General features: G+C 64.8%; 1 protein-coding gene. It reads left to right on the forward strand.

Features of this window, described 5'->3' with window-relative positions; genetic code table 11:
• A partial coding sequence (gene nirB / locus FFS27_RS31745; protein ID WP_137952503.1) for a nitrite reductase large subunit NirB occupies positions 1-2,282 on the forward strand: 2,282 nt, incomplete at its 5' end.
• Positions 2,283-2,354: the final 72 nt, after the last annotated feature.

Consider the following 2,354-nt stretch of genomic DNA (forward strand, 5'->3'; position numbering starts at 1 on the left):
CCTTCGAGGAAATCGTCCTCAACGACCTCAACTGGTATGCGGAAAACGGCATCAAGCTCCTCCTCGACCGCAAGGTGGTGCAGATCGACCGGGTCCGCCGCAGGGTGGTCGCCGCGGACGGCAGCGAGGCCGAGTACGACCGCCTGCTGCTGGCCACCGGCTCGGTCCCCTTCATCCTGCCGATACCCGGCAATCGGCTGCAGGGCGTGATCGGCTACCGCGACATCGCCGACACCCAGGCCATGATCGACTGCGCCCGGACCCACAGCCACGCGGTGGTGATCGGCGGCGGCTTGCTCGGCCTGGAGGCGGCCAACGGCCTCAAGCAACGCGGCATGGACGTGACCGTCGTGCACCTCTCCGACTGGCTGCTGGAACGCCAACTGGACCGCACCGCCGGCAAACTCCTGCAAGGCGCGCTGGAAGCCCGCGGCATCCGCTTCCGCCTGAACACCCAGACCCAGGAACTGATGGACAACGGCAGCGGCCGGGTCTGTGCCGTGCAGTTCAACGACGGCGACGTGATTCCCGCCGACCTGGTGGTAATGGCCGCCGGCATCCGCCCCAATACCGAGCTGGCCGAAAGCGCGGGCATCCCCTGCAACCGCGGCATCCTGGTCAACGACACCCTGCAGACCTACGACCCACGCATCTATGCGGTCGGCGAATGCGCCAACCACCGTGGCATCGCCTACGGCCTGGTTGCGCCGCTGTTCGAGCAGGCCAAGGTCTGCGCCAACCACCTGGCTCATCTCGGTTACGCCCGCTACCAGGGCTCGGTGACCTCGACCAAGCTCAAGGTGACCGGTATCGACCTGTTCTCCGCCGGCGACTTCATCGGCGGCGAAGGCAGCGAGACCATCACCCTTTCCGACCCCATCGGCGGCGTCTACAAGAAGCTGGTGATCAAGGACGATGTACTGGTCGGCGCCTGTCTCTACGGCGACACCGCCGACGGCGGCTGGTACTTCCGGCAGATCCGCGAGAACCACAACGTCGCGCAGATCCGCGACCACCTGATGTTCGGCGAGAACGCCCTCGGCGATGTCGGCCACCAGGGCCAGAACAGCGCCGCGAGCATGCCCGACACGGCCGAAGTATGCGGCTGCAACGGCGTCTGCAAGGGCACCATCGTCAAGGCCATACAAGAACACGGCCTGTTCAGCGTCGACGAAGTCAAGAAACACACCAAGGCCGCCAGCTCCTGTGGCTCCTGCGCGGGATTGGTGGAACAGATCCTGATCAGCACCGTCGGCGGCGCCGCCGACGTCAAGCCGAAGAGCGAGAAGGCCATCTGCGGCTGCAGCGACCTCAACCACGGGCAGATCCGCAAGGCCATTCGCGAACACCGGCTGACCAGTCTCGACGCCGCCATGCGCTTCATGGACTGGAAGACCCCGAACGGCTGTGCCACCTGCCGCCCGGCCCTGAACTACTACCTGATCTCAACCTGGCCGGGAGAAGCCAAGGACGATCCGCAGTCGCGCCTGATCAACGAACGCGCCCACGCCAACATCCAGAAGGACGGCACCTACTCGGTGGTACCGCGGATGTGGGGCGGCGTGACCAACGCCGCCGAGTTGCGGCGCATCGCCGACGTCGCCGACAAGTACCAGGTGCCGATGGTCAAGGTCACCGGCGGCCAGCGCATCGACCTACTGGGGGTGAAGAAGGACGATCTGCCGGCCATCTGGAAAGACCTCGACATGCCCTCCGGACATGCCTACGGCAAATCCATCCGCACCGTGAAGACCTGCGTCGGCAGCGAGTTCTGCCGCTTCGGCACGCAAAACTCGACGCAGCTGGGCATCGATCTGGAACACGACCTGTTCAACATGTGGTCGCCGCACAAGGTCAAGCTGGCGGTCTCCGGCTGCCCGCGCAATTGCGCCGAGGCCGGGATCAAGGACGTCGGCATCATCGGCGTGGACTCCGGTTGGGAGATGTACATCGGCGGCAACGGCGGGATCAAGACCGAGGTCGCGGAGTTCTTCGTCAAGCTCAAGACCGCCGAAGAAGTGCGCGAATACAACGGCGCCTTCCTCCAGCTCTACCGCGAGGAAGCCTTCTACCTGGAGCGCACGGTGCATTACCTGCAGCGGGTCGGCATGGAGCACATCCGCAAGGCGGTGGTCGAGGACGCGGAAAACCGCAAGGCGCTCAACGACCGCCTGCAATTCGCCCTCTCCTTCGAGCAGGACCCATGGAAGCAGCGCATCGAACAGCCGCAATTGAAGAAGGAGTTCGAACGGATTCCGCTCAAGCAACTGGAAAACGTCTGAATCCCTTGTCCGGGCCGTCCCACGGCGGCCCTCCCCCTACCGGAGTGAACCGATGAACTGGCTGGATATCTG

Origin of the sequence: Pseudomonas sp. 2VD, from assembly GCF_005503585.1 — a bacterium.
GTDB lineage: Bacteria > Pseudomonadota > Gammaproteobacteria > Pseudomonadales > Pseudomonadaceae > Pseudomonas > Pseudomonas aeruginosa.